13 protein-coding genes are annotated in these 13,776 nt (G+C 67.7%); 8 read left to right on the top strand and 5 right to left on the bottom strand.

All coding sequences use genetic code 11. The features are described from left to right. Positions 1-50 precede the first annotated feature (50 nt). Positions 51-1,733: a beta-N-acetylhexosaminidase gene (locus ALI144C_RS30860; RefSeq protein ID WP_076990704.1), complete on the top strand. Its 1,683-nt coding sequence runs from the start codon at positions 51-53 to the stop codon at positions 1,731-1,733. Positions 1,734-1,768: 35 nt separating this feature from the next. Here ALI144C_RS30860 and ALI144C_RS30865 read toward each other — a convergent pair whose 3' ends face one another. Beyond that, on the bottom strand, positions 1,769-5,083 hold the full coding sequence (locus tag ALI144C_RS30865; protein WP_076990705.1) for a DUF5107 domain-containing protein: 3,315 nt from the start codon (positions 5,081-5,083) through the stop codon (positions 1,769-1,771). 92 nt (positions 5,084-5,175) lie between these two features. Between ALI144C_RS30865 and ALI144C_RS30870 the strand changes: the two genes are divergently transcribed. Next, entirely contained in the window at positions 5,176-6,045 is an 870-nt protein-coding gene (locus ALI144C_RS30870) for an AraC family transcriptional regulator (RefSeq protein ID WP_076990706.1), read from the top strand. Between the two features lie 142 nt (positions 6,046-6,187). Here the strand turns inward: ALI144C_RS30870 and ALI144C_RS30875 are convergent, their stop codons facing one another. Next, on the bottom strand, positions 6,188-6,382 hold the full coding sequence (locus tag ALI144C_RS30875; RefSeq protein WP_076990707.1) for a PLP-dependent transferase: 195 nt from the start codon (positions 6,380-6,382) through the stop codon (positions 6,188-6,190). A 216-nt stretch (positions 6,383-6,598) separates the two neighbouring features. Between ALI144C_RS30875 and ALI144C_RS58730 the strand changes: the two genes are divergently transcribed. From ALI144C_RS58730 to ALI144C_RS30895, 5 genes are all read left to right on the top strand, one after another. Beyond that, the gene (locus ALI144C_RS58730) at positions 6,599-6,820 is read left to right on the top strand and encodes a hypothetical protein (RefSeq protein ID WP_330359624.1); all 222 of its coding nucleotides are present in this window, start codon (positions 6,599-6,601) and stop codon (positions 6,818-6,820) included. Next, complete coding sequence (locus tag ALI144C_RS58735) at positions 6,817-6,978, top strand: hypothetical protein (protein WP_330359625.1); 162 nt, start codon at positions 6,817-6,819, stop codon at positions 6,976-6,978. The genes ALI144C_RS58730 and ALI144C_RS58735 overlap by 4 nt, the downstream gene beginning before the upstream one ends. Before the next feature lie 107 nt (positions 6,979-7,085). Beyond that, positions 7,086-7,421 (top strand): YciI family protein, encoded by a 336-nt coding sequence (locus ALI144C_RS30885; RefSeq protein ID WP_076990708.1) that lies wholly within the window; start codon positions 7,086-7,088, stop codon positions 7,419-7,421. Continuing rightward, on the top strand, positions 7,418-8,644 hold the full coding sequence (locus ALI144C_RS30890) for an RNA polymerase sigma factor (protein ID WP_076990709.1): 1,227 nt from the start codon (positions 7,418-7,420) through the stop codon (positions 8,642-8,644). The genes ALI144C_RS30885 and ALI144C_RS30890 overlap by 4 nt, the downstream gene beginning before the upstream one ends. Beyond that, a complete protein-coding gene (locus ALI144C_RS30895) occupies positions 8,631-9,176 on the top strand; it encodes a mycothiol transferase (protein WP_076990710.1) in 546 nt (181 codons plus the stop codon). The genes ALI144C_RS30890 and ALI144C_RS30895 overlap by 14 nt, the downstream gene beginning before the upstream one ends. A 670-nt stretch (positions 9,177-9,846) precedes the next feature. Here ALI144C_RS30895 and ALI144C_RS30910 read toward each other — a convergent pair. From ALI144C_RS30910 to ALI144C_RS59185, 3 genes are all read right to left on the bottom strand, one after another. Continuing rightward, positions 9,847-10,278 carry a hypothetical protein gene (locus ALI144C_RS30910; protein ID WP_143230972.1) on the bottom strand — a complete coding sequence of 144 codons (432 nt, stop codon included), beginning with the start codon at positions 10,276-10,278 and terminating at the stop codon, positions 9,847-9,849. 247 nt (positions 10,279-10,525) lie between these two features. Next, positions 10,526-10,747, bottom strand: coding sequence for a hypothetical protein (locus ALI144C_RS30915; RefSeq protein WP_076990714.1), 222 nt, complete (start codon positions 10,745-10,747; stop codon positions 10,526-10,528). A 145-nt stretch (positions 10,748-10,892) separates the two neighbouring features. Next, positions 10,893-11,078 carry an RHS repeat-associated core domain-containing protein gene (locus ALI144C_RS59185; protein ID WP_076990715.1) on the bottom strand — a complete coding sequence of 62 codons (186 nt, stop codon included), beginning with the start codon at positions 11,076-11,078 and terminating at the stop codon, positions 10,893-10,895. Positions 11,079-11,693: 615 nt separating this feature from the next. Between ALI144C_RS59185 and ALI144C_RS30925 the strand changes: the two genes are divergently transcribed. Continuing rightward, positions 11,694-13,751, top strand: coding sequence for a P-loop NTPase fold protein (locus ALI144C_RS30925; protein WP_076990716.1), 2,058 nt, complete (start codon positions 11,694-11,696; stop codon positions 13,749-13,751). Positions 13,752-13,776: the final 25 nt, after the last annotated feature.

The following is a 13,776-nucleotide window of genomic DNA, read 5'->3' on the forward strand; positions in this document are numbered from 1 at the left end:
AGAGAATGAACATAAAAAAACATGTCCACGCATACCGGGAGGCAGCGATCATGAGCCACGACGACGCGCGCGAGCGGGCGGCGCACCTCGTTCCCCAACCGCACTCGATGCTGCTCGGCGCGGGGGTGCTTCAGCTTCCGGCCGAACTCACGGTGCGCCTGGACGTGCCCGCGGAGGAACGGGCGGCGGTCCTGCGGGCGATCGCGCTGCTGCCCATGACCAGCAAGGTCGTCACCGAACCCGCAGGTCTGCAGGTGCTGCTCCGCGCGGGCGCGACCCCTCCCGAGGGGTACGTGCTCGACGTGACCGAGGCCGGAGTGACCATCACCGCGGCGGACCGTTCCGGTGTCGTGTACGCCGTGCAGACCCTGCGCCAACTGCTCCCCGACGCCGCTTACCGGCAGGCCGCGCCGTCGAACATCCTGTGGGTCGCACCGGTCGTCCGCGTCGAGGACAGCCCACGATTCCGCTGGCGCGGAATGCTCCTGGACGTCGCCCGGCACTTCCTGCCCAAGCGGGAGGTGATGCGCCACATCGACCTGATGAGCGCGCACAAGCTGAACACCCTGCACCTGCACCTCAGCGACGACCAGGGCTGGCGGGTGGAGAGCCTTCGCTTCCCACGCCTGCACGAGGTCGGCAGCTGGCGGGCGACGAGCCAGGTCAGCCACTACTCCGACGAGGTCGTCCACGACGGCACACCGCACGGCGGCTACTACACCCGCGAAGACCTTGCCGAGATCATCGCCTACGCGGCGGACCGCGCGATCACGGTCATCCCGGAGATCGGCGTGCCCGGCCACACCGGCGCCTTGCTGGCCGCCTACCCGGAGTTCGGGTCCCCGTCCGTGCCAGATCGCGCGGTGCACACGACCTGGGGTGTGCACGACGCCCTCCTGGCTCCGTCGGAGCGGTCCCTGAAGTTCCTGCGCCTGCTGTTCGACGAGGTGCTCCCGCTGTTCCCATCCCCTTACGTGCACGTGGGTGGCGACGAGTCCGTCCTGCGGGCGTGGGACAACGACCCGGTGGTGCGTGCGTTCGCCGACAAGCGCGGGCTTTCCGGGAGCGCCGAGATCTTCGGCGCCCTGATGGCCGAAGTGCGGCAGATGCTGGCTGAGCACGGCAAAACACCGGTCACGTGGGACGACAGCTTTGCCGCGCAGGCAACCGCCGCCAACGCGGAATCGACCACCACGCTGGTCATGGCGTGGCGTGGCGCGGAGGTCGCCCGCCGGGCGGCGGCAGCCGGTCACGACATCGTGCTCTCGCCGGTCATGCCGACCTACTTCGACTACTTCCAAGAAGCCCACCCCGACGAGCCGCTCGCGATCGGCGGCCCGGTCACCCTCGACGACGTCGCCTCGTGGGAGCCGATCCCGCAGGACTGGTCCGAGGCAGAACGCGCTCGTGTGCAGGGGATCCAGTGCCAGATGTGGACCGAATTCGTCGAGGACCCACGACTGGTCGACTACCTCCTGTATCCGCGGACGTGTGCCTTCGCGGAAATCGCTTGGGGCTCCCGCGCGCAGGATCTCCACCGGCGGCTGCCCCGCCACCTCGACCGACTGGCGGCGGCCGGAGTCGAGTTCCGCCCGCTGAACGGCCCGGCGCCGTGGCAGCGCGGCGGCACCGGCCGGCGAGCCCATCGCGCCGGGGTCCCGATGGCCGAACGCCTCGCGAACTACGCCAACGCGGCCGCGACCGGAACCGTGGCGGATATCCCTGATTTGTAAGGAATTCCGCGCGCCGTGACGGTGCACAGACGCCGTCACGGCGCCGGAGTCCGGATCGACCGGGCGAGGTCCAGCGCGTCGACGTGGTGCGGGTCCTCAGCCAGCAGCGCGGCCAACCGGTCACCTGCGCGTGCGTGCTGCCCGTCGAGAATGTCGAGCTGCGCCCGCAAAAAACTTACTCGGCGCAGCTGCGCAGCGGCCAGGTCCTCGGTGAACAACAACATCGACGGCAGCGAAGTCGCGAAGTAGTCCACGGTCGCCGGGCTCGTCTCCAATGTGTCGCAGAAGGCGCGCAACGCCTCGGTGAGCCGGTCGGCTTCCTCGGTGCGACCAAGCCTGCGCAGCGCGAGCACCGAAGAGTAGGTCGCCTCGGAGTAGGGCTGGGCACTCATCCCCAGGAAGTCGCCCTGCTGCGCGGCGGCCAGCTCCCACGCCGCCCGGTCGCCCAGCACGTCACCCCGCATCAGGTGCAGCTGCGCGGTGTTCGCGAGCGGATGCCTCGCCTCGCTGAGGGATTCCGGCGGCGCAAACGCATCATCCACTGTGGATTGCAAGCGGCACAGCCGGTCCCATACGCGCAGCACGTCGCCCTCACCGCCCTCCCACGGTTGGAAGGTGCGGCCAAGCAGCAGTTCGCGGGCCTCGTCGAGCCGGTCGGCGGTGATCAGCAGGTGCGCGAGCTCAATGGTGGCGTCGTCCCGCGTCTCGACCAGGGCGCGGTTGCGCAGGAGCCAGTCCAGCCGTTGCCCGGGCGGCACGCCGCGCCTCGCACTGAGCTGGTCCCGCTCGAAGATCAACCTGGCGTCGTCCCCCGCGACGGCGAGCGCAACGTCGTAGGCCGTGCATGCCTGGTCGGCGTCACCGAGGTGGTTGAAAGCCGCGAGACCCAGATTCCGCCACACCACGGGATCATCTGGGTCGATTGCCGCTGCGGCATTCCAGGCCGTGCACGCGTCATCGGGTCGTCCGTTGGCGTAGAGCCAGTGCCCGAGCAGCGCGCGAGCCCGCGCGTCCGTGTCGTCGGAGTTTGCCGCACGCTCCAACGTCAACGCGTCGTCCAACCGCGAGGGAAAACACCACGTCGCGTCGAGATTTTGCGCCTTCCCAACGGCTTCACGCGCCTCGTGGTCCCTGCCCAGCCTGTGCAGCACCTCGGCTCGGTAGTACTCCAGCAACGGCCCGACCGCTGTCTGTCCGATCGCGCGAGACCCCTCCCGCTCGCGGGCGACGTCGAGCACCCGCAGCGCTGCTTCGTGCTCACCAACGCCGATGTACTCCAGCGCGATGTCAAGGCAGGTCTGCGCGTCCGTAGTGAGAGGCAGACCAAGCAGGTCGCGCGTCCACCAGTCCAGGGGATCAAGCGCACGGGTGGCTTCGGCAAGTTCTGCCGCTTGACTGTCTTCTCCGGTACGGCGCAACACGATCACCCGCAGAGCACGGGCTTGCAGGTGCTCCGGCTCGGTGCGCAGCACATCCTGAAGCCTGGCCAGCGCCTCCCTGTTTCGCCCGTGTGCGGCGTCGATGCGCGCCATGCGATAGCCCGCCGGTGCCCGCCACGCACGCGCCCAGGAGCCGGAACCGTAGACGTCGTAAGCCTCTTCGGCCCGACCGAGTCGCTCCAGCACGAGACCGAGGCAGTACAACGCGGTCGTGTCGACCGGATTGGGGTTCAACGTCGTCAGCCGGGAAATGGCTACCCGCAACAACTTCTCCGCCTCAGCGAAGTCACCACGCTGATACGCGCGCCCAGCGAGCCCGACATTGGCCGCGACATGCGCGGGATCGCGGCGCAATGCCTCACGCCAGTACAGTTCCGGCGAGCGCGTCGCGTGCCGGTACTGATCGAGATGTGCGCCGATCACGGCCAGCTCGTCCACGGTCGGCACGTCCTCGGGCGCGGCGGGCTCGCGTGCCGGGGTGACTGGATCGTCCGCGCTGGAGACCAGGGAGTCCCACTCCACCAACAGTTCGTCACCGTGGAGGACGCGCAGCACGAGTCGATCAGCGGGCTGCGTCAGCGGGATGCTCTCCTGGAAGGGCTTGCCCGGCGCGATGTCGGCGCGCACCTCAGCGACCTCGGCCCCAGCGCCGTCAACGAGCAACAAGCGGCATCCGACGCGGTCAGCCGTCACCGCGACTCCGACCCGCGCGCTCGTTGCCCGGAGGTCCACCCGTGCCGCGGCGTCCACGGTTGCCGCCTGCACCGGACCGATCTCCTGAATCGGATACCAGAACTGGGAGAACACCTTCGTCTCCCCGGGCGCGATGAAGGAGAAGTCCGGCTGGTTGTCGGTGAAAACACCGGCCATCAATTCGACATAGGCCGAACCGTCGTCGGTCAGATTGCGGCCCCACGCGTCACCGAACTCCGAAGCGCCCCAAGTCCACTGCTTTTTCCCGACAGCGATCTGCCGATCGGCGACGTGCACGAACCCGGCCCGCGCGACATGGTCATAGCCGCCGAAGAACGTTTCCTTGCTGCCCACACACATGTACGAGGTCGGCACCGGGATGTTGCGGTACCAGTCAAGGCGGTCGCCGCGGACCCGCACGCCACCGGCGACCGTGCCGACCTCGTCGTGCCGGGCCGGGTAGTCGACCCCGTAGTAGGGCCGATCCGCGGCGGGGAAGCCGGTCGTCGCGCGCTTGGCGTGATCGGCAACCACGCGCACGTCACGGGGGAAGAACGACTGGTAGTTCTCATCCGCTCGCGCGGCGATGTTGGTCCACCACAGAAACGACCGGGTCCGTTCGCAGCGGTTGTACAGCCGCACCCGCAACTCCAGGGCGGCGCTGTCGGGCCGCATCCGAACGCCGTGCATCCCTTTCATCCGGTCGAAGGGGTCGTGGTCGGAGCACCACACGGTCACGGCGCCGTCGGGCTCGTGCTCGATCTCGACGTCGGTCGGCAGGAACGTGGCGGGGCGATGGTGCTGCGGCCAGTTGAACTCGACTCCGCCGGAGATCCACGGGCCGGTCAGGCCGACGAGAGCGGGCTTGATCACCGGGTTGCGGTAGAAGAAGTCGTAGTCTCGGGTGCGGTCGAAAGCTACGTGAACGCGGCCACCGAGCTCGGGCAGCACCATCAGCCGCAGCCAGCGGTTCTCCAGGTGCACCGCGTCCCACTCCGCCGGGGCCTTCACCGGGCTGATCCGGTCATGGAACGGCAGTGGATACACCCGCCCGGAGGAGCCCTGGTAGACCCGCCGGTCCAGGTAGGCGGGATACCGGTCGGGCGCCTCGGGAAGGTAGCTGTCGATCATCACCCCCGCCCGCCACGCCGCGACCCCGGCCTCGGCGTGTTCGGCGGGGCGGGACGGCAGGATCAGCGTCGATTCACCCTGTGACATGCGGTAACGTTATGACCGAGCACCCGTTCGGCGGGATGGCGTAATCGACCGAGTCACCTGGACGATTCGACGGTCGGCTGTATGGTGTGCGGATGCTGCTGCCCGATGGATTCCCAGGTCAGCGGTTGCGCGTGCTGCCGCGGCCGCTGGTGGCTTCGGCCCTGCGCAGAGCCCCGACGTCGGGCCTGCTCGTCACCGACGCCGGGTACTTCCCCAGCGCGGCCAACCACGGCATGCACCGCCCGCGCAGCGCACCGGAAGCCATCGTGATCGTCTGCACCGACGGGGTCGGGCACTGCGAGGTCGACGACAGGGTGAGCGTGATCAGACCGGGTAACGCCCTCGTCCTGCCCCCGTCCCGCCCGCACTTCTACTGGGCGGACTCGCGCGACCCCTGGACGATCTGGTGGCTGCACGCCGCGGGCTCCCAGGTCTCGGAGCTGCTCTCGGTCGTCACGCCGGACGGCGGAGAAGCCGTCATCGAGGTGCGTGATGCCTACCGGGCCGTCTCGGCGATCGACGACGCCATCGGCTTCCTCGAACGGGACGAGACCTTCCCGCACCTCATCTCGGCCTCCGGCGCCGGCTGGACCCTGCTGGCACAGCTGGCCGCGGACGCGCTGACCGAAGCCCACCAGCCCACCGAGCCGGTTCGCCAGGCGCAGGAATATCTGCGGCACAACTTCGCGAAGCCGGTGATCGTCAAGGAGCTGGCGCGCACGGCGGGCCTGTCCCCCTCGCACTTCGCGGCCCTGTTCCGGATGGCTGCGGGCTGCGGCGTGGTCGAGTACGCCAAGCGCCTGCGGATGGCGCGAGCGCGCGAACTGCTGGCCACCACGTCTCGCGACATCTCCGAGATCGCCAGAACCATCGGCTACAACGACGCGTTCTACTTTTCGCGCACTTTCCGCAGAGAACACGGTTGCAGCCCCAGCGAGTACCGACGCGGGAAAAACAACTAGGCCCCGGCAGCACTCCCCACGAGACAGTGCAGGAGAAGGACATATCTGTCGTGGCACCAGGATTGCCACGGGTCGAGAAAGCCGGTGCTGCCGTATTCACGCCGTACACCAAGCACGGTCACTGCCACGATGCCTGCTCCGATCAGGAAACCGAGGAATGACCACGTTGCGCTTGCCGAGAATGCCATCCGTGCTGGTCGACATCCGTCTTGTCGATGAGCTGCTCGGCGGCGTCACGGCCGCCGTGCAGCTCGAAACTCAGCAACCCGCCGGAACCGCGCATCTGGCGCCGCGCGAGCTCGTGCTGCGGGTGACCGGCCAGGCCCGGGTAGTTCACCGACTTTACAGCGGGATGGCTGTCGAGGAACTCTCGACACCCAGGCCGAAGCCCGAAGTCAGCATCGGCGCCTCGTCCTTATCGGCAGCATCTACTCAGGAGGGTTCATGCCAGCAGCCGAACACCATCACAAGACGTCGAAGGAAATGTGGACCGCCGCCCACTCCGGGCGCGCCGCACTGGCCGACGACCTCACCGACCTCACCGACGAGCAGTGTGCTACGCAGCCGGTTCGATTTCGACAAGCACAACGCCGACCGCCTCGCTGAGCAACTAGGGGCGACCCCCGCCGACACGCTCGCCCGGTTCCGTCGCGTGATCACCAGCACCACAGCTCCTTTCGGGCCACGAGCAGCCTGGCTGGGCGAGGTGATCGTGCACAGCGAGGACATCCGCCGCCCGCTCGGCATCCAGCACCCTATGCCCTCGACGCCGTGACGACCGTGGTCGCGACCGACGGCCCGTTCACCACGGGTGTCAAGCACGATCCTCTCGTCACGGGGTCCACTCTGGCGCTCACGATGGCGATGGCCGGTCGCCGGGCCTACCTCGACGACCTGACCGGCGACGGCGTCGAGCTTCTCCACCAGAGGTGACAGGGGCCACCGGAATCGATGAGCGGTCAGTTGTCCGGAACCGGGGCGGCCGATCGTCATACGGTAGCGACCTGATCAGCGGGCCGCCGACACGAGGAGAACTCGCGATGAAGTACATGATGTTCGTCTGCTCCGACACCGAGCCGGACACGGACCGCGCACCGGCGCCTGACATCGAGAAGTGGGTGGCGGACAACGACGCGGCAGGCCGGCGTCTGCGGGGCGCGGCCCTCGCACCGGACTCGACGGCCACCACGGTGCGGGTCCGCAACGGCAAGGTCCTGATCACCGACGGCCCGTTCACCGAGACCAAAGAGATCATCGTCGGGTTCGACCTGCTCGACTGCGTGGATCTGGACGAGGCGATCGAAGTGGCCCGTACCCACCCGATGGCGCGGGCCGGGCGGATCGAGATCCGGCCGTTCGCCGACTTCGAGCAGTGACCGATCCGACCGAGGCCGCGGCAGCCGCCGCAGCGGCGTATCCGAGGATCGTCGCCACGTTGATCCGGGTGACCGGCGACTGGAGTCTGGCCGAGGACTGCGCGCAGGACGCGTTGGCCACGGCGCTGGCTCGGTGGCCGGAGCAGGGTGTGCCGGTCAATCCGGGTGGTTGGCTGCTGACCGTGGCTCGCAACCGCGCCCTCGACGTGCTGCGCCGCTCGGCGGTCGAGCGTCGCAAACTGCGGGAACTGGCGATCCTGGCGCTGACCGCGGCCACCGACTCGCCGCAGACCGAGGAGGTCGCGGACGACCGGCTCCGGCTCGTGTTCACCTGCTGCCACCCGGCGCTGGCCATGGAGGCCAGGGTGGCATTGACCCTGCACACGATCTGCGCGGTACCGACCGCGGACATCGCGCGGGCCTTCCTGGTCAGTGAGTCGACCATGACTCGCAGGCTGACCAGGGCGAAAACCAAGATCGCCACGGCCGGCGTCCCGTACCGGGTGCCGACGGGCCCGGCCCTGACCGAACGGCTGCCCGGCGTGTTGGCCGTGCTCTATCTGCTGTTCACCCAGGGCTACAACGCCGACGGAGAGCCCTCGTTCGCCGAGGAGTCGATCCGGCTGGCCCGACTGCTCACCATGCTCATGCCCGAGCAGCCCGAACCAGCTGCCCTGCTCGCGTTGCTGCTGCTCCAGCACTCGCGGCGGCACACGCGCAGGGACGTCGAGGGCGAACTGGTGCCGCTGGACCGGCAGGACCGGTCCCGGTGGGATCGCGCCGCGATCGATGAGGCCCTGCTGATCATCTCCGGCCTCGACCACGACGGCCCTTACCTGTGGCAGGCCCGTATCGCCGCCTGTCACGCCACCGCGGCGTCCACAACGGGCACCGACTGGTCCCGGATCGCCTACTGCTACGACGAGTTGTTCGCACTCATGCCCAGTCCGGTCATCGCGCTCAACCGCGCCGTCGCATACGGATACGCCGACCAGCCCGCAACCGGCCTCGCGCTGCTCGCGCACGTGCGCGCCACCGGCGCCTTGAAGGACTACCCGTTGGCCATCGCCGCCGAAGCGGACCTGTCCGCCCGCGCAGGTGACCGCTCCCGAGCGGCAACCCTGTTCCGCGAGGCGGCCGCCCGCACGCACAGTGCCGCCGAACGGCGCGCACTCCTCGACCGCGCCAACGAAATCCAAGAGGAATCCGATGTCCCACAATGAACTCCGGGATCTGCTCGACACGTTGCGCGGCCAGCGCCGACACGTCCTCGGCATCTTGGCCGGACTGTCCGATGCGGATCTGCGTCGTCCGATGCTGCCCTCCAGGTGGAGCTGCCTCGGGCTTGTCAACCACCTTGCCCTGGACGTCGAGCTGTTCTGGTTCCGCGCGGTGGTCGCCGGTGATCCAGCCGCGATCGCCGAGCTGGCGCCGTTGGCCGATGCCTGGCAGATCGATCCGGATGTGCCCGCGCGCCGGATAGTGGCCGGTTACTCCGAACAGGGTGAGCTCGCGAATGCGGCCCTCGTCGGGATCTCGCTGGACGCCGCGCCGGCCTGGTGGCCAGTTGGCCAGTTCGGTGACTGGCGCCTGCACACCAACCGCGAGGTGCTGCTGCACGCGATCACCGAAACCGCCTGCCACGCGGGACACCTCGACGCCGCGCGCGAACTCCTCGACGGCAGCCAGTGGTTCGTGCTGGCCGAGCGCCCGTCCGGTCTGGCCGTGTCAGGCGGGCGTGGCGGAAACGGCTGAGCCGGAGCCCGACAGCGGGTCAACGTCATGGTCGCGTTCGCGCCGATGGGCGAACTCGGCCACCGCTATCCGCGTCACAACATGCGCATCCGAGACGCGGAGTCGCCCGACCACGTCGCCTGCGCGTCACCCATCTCGGTTGGTCGGACGGCGGACAGGGTCGAGATCGTTCAGCCATCGAGCAGAATCGGATCGGCCGCCACCGCCGTGTCGACCATCGTCATGAACCGGACAACGACAAAGCTGGAAATCAGCGGCCGCGCACATCCACGGGTACGGACGAGGCGACGCGCTGTCATGCCATGAGCGAACGCGTCGGTGCGCTATCACTCTGTCTTCCTGCCAATGCCCGCGAGCTTGTCGGCTCGATCACCTGCGGTGACCGTGATCTCCGACCGTGGCACGACGCCCCAGGAAGGGCCACCCGCACATCCCACGCTCTGGGTGCGGGCAGGGACCGACACTTGCGCCTCCGGTTGCAACACCAGGGAGGCAAAGCGACTGAGATGCTCATCCAGCCGCTGCTGGAACTCCTGCGTCGCCACCACGGGGTCCGGCGGCGGCGGTGGTGCCGGTTGGGCCGTCGTGCACGCGGCGGTCAGCATTGTGACCGCCATGGGCAGAACCTCCAACCTGGGAATTCCTCGCCGCACCATCGACCACCATCTCCTCAACGCCTCCTGTTGCGCAGCGCGGGTGCCGCCCGGCTCGCGCCGCGACACCGAGGAACGACCGCCGCGCACGTGTCGCCCCGCACCCCCACATCCGGATGCGGGGCAGGCAAACGGAAGTAGATCTCTTCGCCGTAGAAGTCGGTGAGCCTGTTCCCGGCGGTGTCGATCCCATGAAGGCCGATGCTGACAGACAGGGCTACGTCGGTCTTGTTCGTCAGAGACGACACCACCTCGTAGGGAGTGCCGGTTCCGGCCCGGCTGGTACCGGCCAAGCCTGCCGGGTCGCCTCGCCGCACTTCGAGCACCGCGAATCCAACCATCCCCCTGGTCGACTGGCCACCCTTCGTTGACAGGGCCTGTACTCGCACATCCACCGCCTCGCCGAGTCGGTGCTCAGGCTCGGAATCACAGCCTGTCAGGACGCTCACGAGGACCACCATCGTCGCCACCAGCCTCATGACCTCCCCGTAGGGCGCTGTTCCAGGTGCCGGGAAGTGAAATCGAGCCGTGGTCGGAGTAGAGCACGCCGGGCATCTCGCAGACGTGCCAGATCGCCTGTCGTAACGCCAGCGCGGTGTTCAGCGTCGACGGTGCGCCTGTCGAGCAGCTATGGAGGCATGCGGTGGGGCCCAGTTCTGTGCCTGGCCCTCATCGCATGGAGATTCGCCTTCGTGCTTAGTCCTCGTTGGTGCTGTTCCCGGTTGTCGACCGTCGATACCGGCTCCATGCCACGGCAGTGTCGACGAGGAAACCACCCATCAGGCAGCCGCCGATGATCAACAGCCAGGGCGCCTGATCGATGAACACGATGCCCAGAGCGATCACGGCCAGGATCGCGAGGCCGGCGAGGTAGTAGTACCGCTTGCCCCGCGGTTCACGGGTCTCGGATGTTCGCATCACAATAGTTTGCTCAACTTGCCACCTAGTTTGCCGAGGCCCTTGAGGAGTCCTCCACCGGCCATGGCGGTGTGAGCGTCGTCGCGGACCTCTTGGGGACTGCCACCACCGAGCTTCGATCCCAATCCAGCTCCGGTTCCGGCGGTCATCCCGCCGACCACCAGGGCAGCACCCGCGCAGCCATCGTGCCGATGGTGCCGCCGATGAACGCGCCCCACGTCGAGGACGTACTGGCCCCGGTGGGGTCACTGTGGTTGATCGGATCGCCTGATGCGTAGTTGTAGGGGTTTCGTTCTTGTCCAGTGGGGTCGGGTTGAGTGAAACGACCCATGCCGGGTTGTACGTCCGGGATCCGAGGAGCAGATCACCGCGTTGGGTGCGGTACTGGCCGAGGTAGCGGAGGTTGTTGGCGTTGGCCGCCGGTCCGTTGGCGGTGGATTGACCGTAGGGGGTGTAGGTGTAGGTCGCGGCGGGAGCACCCTGGGTGTCGACCAGGCCGAGGACCGAGCCTTGGTAGTCGGTGATGGCGTTGTACCGGTTACCTTCGCCGGTTCGGATGGTCACCAGCGTGCCGCGGGGGTCCCAGCTGTAGGTGGTGGCCCACCGTTCTCTTTGACCCACATGGGGCCCAACGCTGTTTGTCCGAACACGTGGGTGCTGGTGGTTGCGCCGTTCTTTTCGGTGATGGAGCGGGGCTGGGTCTGGTCGATGCCGTCGTAGGAGGGCTCGGTAGACCTCGGTCGCGCCGCTCTTGATGCTCACCAACTGGTTGGTCGAGCTGTAGATGTGGTTCTCGGTCGGATTGGTGCGGCTGGTCAGGTTTCCGGCAGCGTCAAAGGCGTGACGTTTCCGCGCCATCCGCCCCGCCCGGTGGAGGATCGAGTGGAGTGGACGCCGTGAGACGCTCAAGCCGGAATGAGAGCATGGCGCGGTGGCCGGATTGCACATGGACATTCGAGCGGCGATCGGCCGTGTTCTACGGAGTTCGGAGTTCGGGCACTACGCCGATCACGAGCACGAGATCCGGCGGCGCGTGGGGGAGGACGCCGAGGCGATCAACGAGGATGTCCTGCAGGCGCGGTACGAGTACGGCGTCGGCGATCGCGCAGTCGTCAGCTGGGACGAGCTGATCGGCCTGGTGCTGAGGTTGCTGCTGCTCGTGCCGGTGGTCGCCGGTGCGCTGGCGGCAGCGATATACCTCTGGAACAGTCCGGAAGCGGAGCTGCAGCGGATCGACGGGCTTGCCGCGTACAAGAACTGGGTCGCCGGCTTGTGCGCCGGGCTCTTTCTCCACCAGGGCGCGGCTGTGGTGCGGGTCGTGAAACGGCAGGTCGTCCGGTGGAGAGCGGATATCTTCTCCAGCAAGGAGGCGGCCGATGCCTACCAGGCCGCACTGGCTGCCAAGGCGCGGGAGCTGGTCTCCCACGCCATCAACGACGTGCTCGGTTCGCGTGGCGTGGTGGCGTTCCCGACCTACGCCCCGCGCCTTGTCGAGCTGGACACGTCGACGATCACGCCGTCGGCGACGGTCAACCAGGTCAAGGAGTTCATCGAGAGCCACGAGTCCTCGGCGATCGGGCTGGCAGGAAACCGCGGGTCGGGCAAGTCGACCGTGCTGCGCGCGCTGACGCGAAGCCCGGAACTCAGCCCGTTCGTCACCGTGGTCGCGTCACCGGTGAAGTACGACGCGGGGGAGTTTCTGCGGCGGCTGCTCCACGAAGTGGCTGTCACGATCAACCGCCGCGCCAACTCCGATGACGACGCACCAGTACGCCGACGGGGCAACCGACTGGCTCTCGCCCTGTTCTGGCTGGCCGGACTGACCGGTGCGGCGATGATCCTGATCAAGGTCCTTCCGGTGATGCCCGTGCTCAAGCGCATCGACCTGGTGCTCGTCCTGGGATGCGTTCTGCTCGGTGCCGCGATCATCAACGCGGTGGTGGCGGTCGCGCGCCGGATGGCCTCATCGGGGGACACCAGCCTCCCACCAGACGTTCGCCGTGCCCGCGAACTGCTGCACGCGCTGCAATGGGAAGTCGAACGAGGAACCAACCTCAAGACGACTGTGAAGGTGCAGAACGTCCTCGAGGGATCGGCGGAGCGCACGAGCAAGGACAAGAGCCGTGCCATGTCACACGCAGACCTGGTGCTGGCCTTGCAGGAGCTCCTGCACCTGTTCGTGAAGTATAACTACCCGTGGAAACACCTGGTCGTGTGCATCGACGAACTGGACAAACTCGACCAGCCGGAGCACTTGGTCAGTGTCGTCAATGAGCTCAAGGACGTCTTCCACATCCGCGGTGTCCACTTCGTGGTGACCGTGTCGACCGACGCCCTGCGGTCGTTCGAGAGCCGCGGTCTCGCCGACCGCGACGCCTTCGACTCGGCGTTCGACACGGTGATCTCCACGCGCTGGCTGACCATGGACGAGTCGGTGGACGTCATCATCTCCCGGGCAGGAGGGTTCGCCGCCGAGATCGCCAAGTTCTGCCACGCCTGGTCAGGCGGGCTCGTGCGTGACCTGCTCCGAGCTGCGCGCAAGGCCGTCGAGCTCCAGAAGTCCTCCGGCCAGGCGCTCACGGTCAGCGAGATCGTCAACGGCCTGATCTTTGACGACCTCCACTCGGTCACCCTGACCTCGTTGCGGAGCCTGGAGTCCGCCAATCCCGACGTGGCGTCGCTCTGGGAGTTGCAGTGCATGCTCGAACGGGGACGCGACGGAGAAGAGCTGTGCCCCTCGGCTGTGGCCGCGCTGAACTTCACGAACGAGGCATTCGAGGTGTTGCAGGCAAAGGTGCGGCTCGGCCTGCACCTGATCAACCTCGCAGGCACCTCCGGTGACGCTGACGCCGCCCTCATCCAGATCGGTAACGCCATGGGGAAGATCGCAGGCCCGAAGCCGATGCGGGACAACGCGGTGACCAACGCAGTAGCACTCACCCCGGGCACCAGGCTGACGACGACCAGCAGCGAAAGGCACCTGCGTGGGCCTGACTCGTTTTGACGGACAGCTCCGGCCCATTCCGGCG

Source organism: Actinosynnema sp. ALI-1.44 (genome assembly GCF_001984155.1).
Classification (GTDB): Bacteria; Actinomycetota; Actinomycetes; order Mycobacteriales; family Pseudonocardiaceae; genus Kibdelosporangium.

Bases quoted from the DNA above. Each gene is read 5' to 3' on its own strand.
- ALI144C_RS30885 (WP_076990708.1), top strand. From the start codon at position 7,086: ATGAAGTACATGATGTTCGTCTGCTCCGACACCGAGCCGGACACGGAC.
- ALI144C_RS30895 (WP_076990710.1), top strand. From the start codon at position 8,631: ATGTCCCACAATGAACTCCGGGATCTGCTCGACACGTTGCGCGGCCAG.
- ALI144C_RS59185 (WP_076990715.1), bottom strand. From the start codon at position 11,078: ATGGGTCGTTTCACTCAACCCGACCCCACTGGACAAGAACGAAACCCC.
- ALI144C_RS30865 (WP_076990705.1), bottom strand. From the start codon at position 5,083: ATGTCACAGGGTGAATCGACGCTGATCCTGCCGTCCCGCCCCGCCGAA.
- ALI144C_RS30915 (WP_076990714.1), bottom strand. From the start codon at position 10,747: ATGCGAACATCCGAGACCCGTGAACCGCGGGGCAAGCGGTACTACTAC.
- ALI144C_RS30870 (WP_076990706.1), top strand. From the start codon at position 5,176: ATGCTGCTGCCCGATGGATTCCCAGGTCAGCGGTTGCGCGTGCTGCCG.
- ALI144C_RS30860 (WP_076990704.1), top strand. From the start codon at position 51: ATGAGCCACGACGACGCGCGCGAGCGGGCGGCGCACCTCGTTCCCCAA.
- ALI144C_RS30925 (WP_076990716.1), top strand. From the start codon at position 11,694: ATGGACATTCGAGCGGCGATCGGCCGTGTTCTACGGAGTTCGGAGTTC.